General features: G+C 36.7%; 6 protein-coding genes. 4 read left to right on the top strand and 2 right to left on the bottom strand.

Features of this window, described 5'->3' with window-relative positions; all coding sequences use genetic code 11:
• Positions 1–144: 144 nt before the first annotated feature.
• Together Q4496_RS16465 and Q4496_RS16470 are read right to left on the bottom strand one after the other, a co-directional pair.
• A complete protein-coding gene (locus Q4496_RS16465) occupies positions 145–1,716 on the bottom strand; it encodes a cation:proton antiporter family protein (RefSeq protein WP_215974537.1) in 1,572 nt (523 codons plus the stop codon).
• A gap of 133 nt (positions 1,717–1,849) precedes the next feature.
• On the bottom strand, positions 1,850–2,482 hold the full coding sequence (locus Q4496_RS16470; protein ID WP_215974536.1) for an arylesterase: 633 nt from the start codon (positions 2,480–2,482) through the stop codon (positions 1,850–1,852).
• Between Q4496_RS16470 and Q4496_RS16475 the strand changes: the two genes are divergently transcribed.
• The 4 genes from Q4496_RS16475 to Q4496_RS16490 form a co-directional block, all read left to right on the top strand.
• Entirely contained in the window at positions 2,481–3,194 is a 714-nt protein-coding gene (locus tag Q4496_RS16475) for an ABC transporter ATP-binding protein (RefSeq protein WP_215974535.1), read from the top strand. The genes Q4496_RS16470 and Q4496_RS16475 overlap by 2 nt on opposite strands.
• On the top strand, positions 3,184–5,691 hold the full coding sequence (locus tag Q4496_RS16480; protein ID WP_303610846.1) for an ABC transporter permease: 2,508 nt from the start codon (positions 3,184–3,186) through the stop codon (positions 5,689–5,691). Before Q4496_RS16475 ends, Q4496_RS16480 begins: the two co-directional genes overlap by 11 nt.
• 90 nt (positions 5,692–5,781) lie before the next feature.
• Positions 5,782–6,615: an AI-2E family transporter gene (locus tag Q4496_RS16485; protein ID WP_303610847.1), complete on the top strand. Its 834-nt coding sequence runs from the start codon at positions 5,782–5,784 to the stop codon at positions 6,613–6,615.
• Between the two features lie 121 nt (positions 6,616–6,736).
• The coding region (locus Q4496_RS16490; protein ID WP_303610848.1) for a transposase at positions 6,737–7,800 on the top strand (1,064 nt) is incomplete at its 3' end.

Genomic DNA, 7,800 nt, shown 5'->3' on the forward strand with positions numbered 1-7,800 from the left:
GTGTAGTGCAAGGTTTGAGTTATGCGAATTATTTTTAATAATATTGTAAAATTGACTTAGTAATTATTCAATTTCACAATAATTCAAAGGCTTAATACGCTAACTTTAAATGGGAAATCTTCCTTACAAATTAACACGTAAGTGTTAATTTGTTGTTTGTATAAGCCCCATACTTTCATCGGCAAAACCAACACCTGCTTCAGTATAAAAATTAAACACTTTATCAATACCTAGCTCTTCTAACTGAGAGCGCTCATCATCATAACGAGCAATAGCGGCTATTTTCCCTTGATAACCTGCAGATTTTAATTGGTTCGTTATATTCACACTGTCGATTACGTTTGGTAAGGCAAGTAGTACGAGTTTTAAGTTAGATAGGTTAACTTTTTCCCAGAAAAATGCATCTTCGGCATCTCCACAATACACTTGAGCACCTTGTTCTGAAAGTAATTGCACTTTTTCAGGCTCGGCATCGAGCCCCCAAGCTAGTTTATTGTCATGTTCACAAATTGCACGGTAAGCTCCCATACCAACACGACCCATTCCTATGATCACGATAGGTGCATCTTGAGGCTGAGAAAATTTATCTTCAGCTAAATATTCATTACGTTCAAATTTATAGAAAAACTCTTTATGTTTACTAAAAAAGCTATGTGCATGAGGGTACAGAATATTGGTGATCACAAAAGACATAGATACAGCTAAAGCTAAAATAACCAACCACACACTACTTAACCATTCATTAGACACACTGATTGCTCCGACAATTAAACCAAATTCACTAAAATTACTTAGTGCTAACGCCGATAAATATGATGTTCGACAACGTATTTTTAGCAAGCTTAATAGCCCGAAGAACAGAATGAATTTTAATGGGATAATTAAAACCAGCATTGCAGCTAAGCCTAACATCTCTAAAGTAGGAATGGCGCTAAAGCCGATAGATAGGAAGAAACCGATAAGAAACATATCTTTAAAGCTTAGTAGTGACTTATTTATTTCTGTAGCTTTAAGGTGCGAAGAAAGAAAAATTCCGACTAATAGTGCTCCCAAATCACCTTTAATATTCACTAATTCAAATAGTTCATAACTACCAAGCGCAATAAAAAAACCCGTTAAAGGGAGTAATTCTCCATGGCCAACATGATCGACAATTTTATTAATAACAGGTTTGATAATAAACAATAGTAGTAAAGCCAATGCCCAAACAGTAGGCGTTTTGCCTGTGGCAATCACTAAAAAGGCAACAGCCACAATATCTTGAATTACCAGTATACCAACCGCTAATTTGCCATGGCGAGTACGCATTTCACCATTTTCTTCAAGTAGTTTGATCACGCACACGGTACTGCTAAAACTTAACGCAAAAACAATAAGTGTTGCGGTTAAAACATCCAACTTAGAGAAGTAGCCTATAGCTGAGATAGTAAAGAGTTTTATAATTATGACAGTGAGCACTATCCAAAGTAGGGTATGCAGTGAACTAGCTAACCAAATTTCATTTTTAAATAAACTTCTAACATTAAGTTTTAAGCCAATGGTAAATAGCATTAAGGTTATGCCTAAATTACTTAAAATGGTTAGACTTTCATCAGCCTGATAACCCATAAAGTTTAAAATAAAGCCAGCTAAAAGGTAGCCTATTGAAGGAGGGAAAGAAAAAGTTTTTGCTGCTAAGCCACAAATAAAAGCAAAAAGAATCCAGATAAAGTCCATATTTAGCTCAAGTTAAGTTGTTATGCCATTAAATGATATCGATATAATAGCATAGCTATAAAAGGTTACTGATTGATATTAATCAATATTTGTTATCACCTTACGTTATATTAGTATAGCAAACGTTAGCTAGCTATCTAGGGGCTAAGCTTTGCAACCATTTATTAATTTCTACATACATAAAATCTTTAATAATAGCTTGTGCTTGAGCATTTGGGTGTAAATTATCGTTTTGCATTAATTTAGGTTCAATAGCAATTTTAGTCATAAAATAAGGCATTAAATACGCGTTTGTTGCTTTGGCTACTTTATTGTAACTATCAGTAAACATCGTGGTATAGCGTGCACCTAGATTAGGTGGAATTTGAATTTCCATTAATGCGACTTGCGCACCTTGTGCTTGGCTTTTAGTCACTAACTCAGTTAAATGCTTTTGTAAAATTTTTATAGGAAAGCCTCTAATTCCATCATTGCCACCAAGTTCTATTAATACGTGGCTTGGCTGATGGGTTTCAAGCCAAGTGTCTATATTGAGTAGAGCATTGTCAGTGGTTTGTCCGCTAATAGCTGTGTTAATGATGATGATATCATTATCTTTTTTGTTATATTTATTTTGTAACAAATGAACCCAAGCTTCTTCTTGCTCTAGTCCATAACCTGCGCTTAAGCTGTCACCAATAAGTAATATTTTGTCTTTAGCGGTGGTTGTAAATGACAAACATGTTAGCATTATAACAACAGCAAAATTTAGGAAAAAACGAGTCATGCCAGTACCTTCTCAATTAAATGTTATCCAAGTCTCAGAATTAAGTAAACATGTTAGCACGCTTGAAGGAAGCCTCACTATCCTTAACGATATTAATTTTAACGTCAGGCAGGGAGAATCTGTAGCAATTGTTGGAGCTTCAGGCTCAGGTAAGTCTACTTTATTGAGTTTGCTAGCAGGACTAGATGTCGCCAGTGCAGGGGAAATCTATTTAGATGGTGACGCGTTAAGCACGCTTAATGAAGAAGCAAGAGCGAAAGTAAGGGCGGAAAAAGTAGGTTTTGTTTTTCAATCTTTTATGTTGGTACAGAGTTTAACTGCTCTAGAAAATGTTATGTTACCTGCCGAGTTAGCAGGCGATCGAAATGCTAAAAAAGAAGCCTTAGATCTTCTAGATAAGGTAGGCTTGTCTCATCGTTTAGAGCATTATCCATCACAATTATCTGGAGGCGAGCAACAACGTGTTGCCATTGCACGAGCTTTTGTTGGTTCACCAAAAATACTTTTTGCTGATGAGCCTTCGGCCAACTTAGATAGTAAAAATGGACATTTAATTGAAGATTTATTATTTGATCTGAACAAACAAAATGGCACTACCTTGGTATTGGTTACTCATGATGAACAATTAGCTAAACAATGTCAGCGAATTATTCATATTGAAGGCGGACAGCTTGAAAAAATTAGCGAAGGGGTGATTGCTAATGTGGGTTAAGTTAGCTGTTAAATTATTTACGCGTGAATTTCGTCGTGGTGAACTAACGATTATATTCGCCGCTATTGCATTGGCGGTGTTAACTGTTTTTAGTTTGTCGTCAATAACCGAACGTATTGGCTTAAACATAGAACAAAAAAGTAGTGACTTTATTGCAGCTGATAGGCGCCTTTCAAGTAATCATGCTTTTGATCCTGACATACTACACAAAGCCAAAGCGCAGGGACTTGAAACGGCACAACTCTTATTTTTTGACTCTATGTTGTTTGCTAATGATGAATTAGTGTTAGGGTCGGTTAAGGCTACCTCGCAATCTTATCCGCTAAAAGGAAAAATCACGATCAAGGATACGCTAGTTGGAGAGTCTTATGAGGTTGATACTGGCCCTAAAGTTGGTACTGTTTGGCTGAGTGAAGGTTTATTCTATCCGCTTAATGTGAACGTGGGTGATAAAGTTGAGTTAGGGGCAGGTATTTTTGTTATTACAAAAGTTTTGGTGAATGAGCCTGATGCTCCATTTTTTTCTTTATCCGGAAATAAAAGAGTATTACTGAATTATGAAGATATTCCTGCTACCAAAGCCGTACAAGCAGGAAGTCGAGTTTTTCATCGTTTATTGTTTGCGGGTGAAGAACAAGAGTTATCAGATTATTACGCTTGGTTAAAACCACAGCTTCAAAATAACCAAAGTTGGGAAGGGATCAAAGACCGACAAACGCCATTGGGTAATAATTTAGAGCGCGCTGAAAGTTTCTTATTGCTAGCTGGATTGTTCGGTATTATGTTGGCTGCGGTTGCTATGGCGGTTTCTGCTAAACGGTATTGTGAGCGACAATATGATCCTGTCGCTATGATGAAAACATTAGGAGGTAGCCGCACAACAATTCGTAATATATTTTTACTCCACCTAAGTTTAGTCACTATTTGTTCTATTATGGCGGGTTTAGCCATAGGTTTTATTTTGCAAAATATTGGGGCAAGTTATTTGGCTAATTTTATGGGGACAGAATTACCGCCATCAGGTTTTAGACCTTGGATTTTATCAACATTCATTGGTGTGGTATGTGCATTAATGTTTTCACTTAAACCTTTATTAGACTTATTTGATATTCCACCTTTACGGGTGTTGCGTCGTAATTTAGGGGATACGTTAGCGTTAAGCCGTATTCATATTGCGCTGTCACTTATTACTATTTTTGCTTTAATGTGGTTGTTCAGTGGTGCACTTGTGACTACCTTAGTTTTATTTGCTTCAACCTTATTAATCATCGTTATTTTATTTGCCATATCGCGCTTGTTTTTTGCTGCAGGACGCAGTTTAGGTTTAAGACCTGGCTCTAGTTGGTCATTAGCTATTGCTACATTACAAAAACGAGCAAATGCTAATGCTATTCAATTAATTAGCTTTGCTTTGGCTATTCAATTAATGCTGTTTTTAGTTGTGCTAAAAAATGACATGATTGCGGATTGGCAAATGCAAGTGCCTGAAGATGCGCCAAATATGTTTATCATCAATATTGCAGAAAAAGAAATTGACCCTATAAAACAGTTCTTTAATGATAAAGGCATTACACATGAAGCTTTTTATCCTGTCTTTAAGGGGCGCGTTGATGCCGTTAATGGCGAAGAATTTGCGCGACGTGTTTCACAGCAAGAGGGTGAAGAGAAAGATGAAAATGCTAGAAATGGCTCAAGACGTGAGCCTAATTTAACTTGGTTAGATGAATTACCTGAAGGTAATGAGATAACCGAAGGTGAATGGTTTAGTACGGAAAATGGTGATGCGTTAGAAGTTTCAGTTTTTGAAGGTTGGAAAGATGATCTTGATATAGCGCTTGGTGACACCTTAACAATTTTAGTGAATGAACAAAAGTTTGAGGTAAAAGTTACTAGTTTTAGAAGTGTTAATTGGGGAAATATAAAACCTAACTTCTTTATGATTTTAAGTCCTAATATGGTTGGAAAAGTACCCGTTACTTATTTTAGTGCAGCAAAACTAGAAGAGGGGCACACTAAAGATATCAGCCTTTTACTACAACGACACCCTACTATTAACATGATCGATGTTAAAACTCGCATGGAGCAAGCACAAGCAATTATTTCGCAAGTTACACTTGCCATAGGCTTTGTATTATCAATTGTGTTAATTAGCGGTGCATTAGTACTGATATCACAAGTACAAGCGAGCTTGTCTGAGCGTTTACAGGAAGTGGTTATATTACGGACTTTAGGTGCCAAAGGGCGCTTGATTAAATTGGCAACACTTTATGAGTTTTTATTACTTGGTGCTATTTCTGGTTTAGTTGCTGCTATGGTAAGTGATATTACCTTACTTGTAATTCAGCAACAATTGTTTGATCTTGAAGGACGACTTCACCCTTATGTATGGGGACTTGGGCCGGCAAGTGGTGCTTTGTTTGTTGGTAGCATCGGTTACATTATGGTTGCTCAAACGATGCGTCAAAATACCCAAGGTTTATTAAGAAAACTGAGTTAATCTAATATCAAAAGCAAGCAATTCATAAGCTAGTGCCAGAGACTAATTTCAGGTATATTAACTCTTATTAAAAAATAAGAGTTAATTTTCATGGTATTATCGACTAAAAACAGCTCAATGGTTAAAGGGTTTGTCACTGTTGCTGCTATCTTTATCATCTTTGCAGGAGTAAAAACAGCAGCAAATATATTAGTCCCCTTTTTATTATCTTTATTTATTGCCATCATTTGTAACCCTCTTGTTGTTAAGGCGAGTCAATTTAAGATACCTAAAGCCGTTTCGGTGATTATTGTTATTGCTATCTTTGTCACTATTGCTTTATCGTTAGCAGGCTTAGTGGGCAAGTCACTGAATGAATTGTCAGAACTTATTCCTCAATATCGACTACAATTCCAAGAGCAATTTACTTGGTTAACTGCTTTTTTATCTCGTTATAATATTCAAATATCGTCTTCTATTTTATTAGAATACTTTGATCCTGCCGCGGCTATGGGCATGGCGGCAAATATGCTGAGTGGTTTTGGCTCGGTAATGGCTAATTTACTGTTAATTGTGCTTACTGTTGTGTTTATGCTTTTTGAAGCATCTTCATTTCCTGTGAAATTGCATTTTGCACTTGACGATCCTGAGATGCGTATTAAGCAAATTGAACGTTTCTTAGCCTCGGTAAATCATTATATCGCTATTAAAACAATGGTTAGTATTGCTACCGGTATGGTTGTCTCGCTGATGCTTTGGGCCTTTGGGTTAGATTTCTATCTTTTATGGGGGGTATTTGCCTTCTTATTAAATTACATCCCAAATATTGGTTCAATTATTGCTGCTGTGCCTGCTGTAACCTTAGCAAGTTTACAGTTAGGTATTGGTGAAGCTGGTTTTATAGGATTGGGTTATGTTGCTATTAATATGGTGATGAGGCTGTAGAATTTCTCCAAAAAGACGTATTTACGTCTTTTTTTATATTTCCTCAATTGTTTGTTTTTTAAGCTTGAAGCAAGTTCCTCACTGTGATCTAATAGATATTATTCACCGATAGCAAAATATCATGGCCAATTATAAACCTGATTTATCCTGTCAAAGTAAGTTCATCCCCATCAATTTCTCACAACAAATAGTCCCCGGAACGTTTGAATATGCGCTTGCGCATATTGTTGATAATCACCTTGATTTATCGGGCTTCGAACAGTGGTATCAAAACGACAATGGCGGCGCAGCTGCCTATTCACCGTCTGTGATGTTAAAAATAATTCTCTTTGGTTATTCTCGTGGTTTTATCACTAGTCGCCGCATTGCTAATGCGTGTGAAACTAACATTACCTTTATGAGTTTATCGGGTGATGTGCAACCGCATTACACCTCAATAGCTTCGTTCGTTGCTCGAATGAAAGACCAAATAGAGCCTCTCTTTACGCAAGTTTTAATGATATGTGACAAAGAAGGTTTGATAGGTCGCAACATGTTTGCCATTGATGGCTGTAAGTTAAAATCAAATGCGAGTAAAGAATGGAGCGGCACATTCGACGAGTTAGGTCGTAAAAAAGCAAAGCTAGAGCGCGCGAGTAAACGAATTATCGAACGCTATCAATCTCAAGATGGCCTAAATGAAGCGTTAATAACACAAGACTTAAAACAAAAAGAAAAACTGGATAAAAGTGCAGAGAAAATCACTGAATTTTTAGCCACACATCAAGAAAAAACAGGCAGCAAAGGCAAACCGGTTAAAAGTAATATCACCGACCCAGACAGTGCGAAAATGACTACCTCAAAAGGCACCATTCAAGGCTACAATGGTATCGCGATTAATGACGATAAACACCAAATTATACTGCAAGCACAAGCGTGGGGCTCAGTAGGAGAGCAACAAACCTTACAGCCAGCCGTTGCACAATTAAAAAAACAACTTGTTAAACTCAATACAAAAAAAGAAGTAGATAAACGCACTATCAAATTCACCGCAGACAGCGGATTTAACAGTGAAGTGAATCTTGAGTTTATGGCACAAAGTGGCTTTGATAGTTATATTGCAGACAATCAATTTAGAAAAAGAAATCCGCTATTTAAAGAAAGTGAAACTTATGAAACAGCGCAAGAAAAGCGGCGATTAAAACG

The sequence above is a fragment of the Colwellia sp. 5_MG-2023 genome (assembly GCF_030547795.1).
Lineage (GTDB): Bacteria > Pseudomonadota > Gammaproteobacteria > Enterobacterales > Alteromonadaceae > Colwellia.

What these genes read in the sequence shown, in the direction of transcription:
- Q4496_RS16485 (WP_303610847.1), top strand. Translation starts at nt 5,782, where the DNA reads ATGGTATTATCGACTAAAAACAGCTCAATGGTTAAAGGGTTTGTCACT.
- Q4496_RS16480 (WP_303610846.1), top strand. Translation starts at nt 3,184, where the DNA reads ATGTGGGTTAAGTTAGCTGTTAAATTATTTACGCGTGAATTTCGTCGT.
- Q4496_RS16470 (WP_215974536.1), bottom strand. Translation starts at nt 2,482, where the DNA reads ATGACTCGTTTTTTCCTAAATTTTGCTGTTGTTATAATGCTAACATGT.
- Q4496_RS16465 (WP_215974537.1), bottom strand. Translation starts at nt 1,716, where the DNA reads ATGGACTTTATCTGGATTCTTTTTGCTTTTATTTGTGGCTTAGCAGCA.
- Q4496_RS16475 (WP_215974535.1), top strand. Translation starts at nt 2,481, where the DNA reads ATGCCAGTACCTTCTCAATTAAATGTTATCCAAGTCTCAGAATTAAGT.